General features: G+C 57.0%; 1 protein-coding gene. It reads left to right on the top strand.

Annotation, left to right across the window (positions count from 1 at the left end):
• Positions 1-194: hypothetical protein (locus AC0L20_RS41525; RefSeq protein ID WP_473295915.1), on the top strand; the 194-nt coding region annotated here is incomplete at its 5' end.
• Positions 195-249: the final 55 nt, after the last annotated feature.

Genomic DNA, 249 nt, shown 5'->3' with positions numbered 1-249 from the left:
GCAGAGTATGGACGCAGACAGGCAGCGCACAAGGCAAGTGCTGGGCTTCAAATGCATCTCCTGAACGTTCTAGTACAGGCGCAGAAAACCCGGCCTGGCTGGTTAATGAGGCAGGCTATGATTTGAATACGCAGCGGTATTTATCAAACGGTTTGGGTCCCGATCCCGAGTTGCTTCAGGTCAGGTTCAGTTGAGAGCGTGCGCGACTGGACGTGCGAGTCGGCCGTCCGCGGTTCCAGGGGCGTGTTC

Source organism: Bradyrhizobium sp. Kon58, from assembly GCF_055807455.1.
This window is presented reverse-complemented; position numbering and strand designations above follow the sequence as displayed.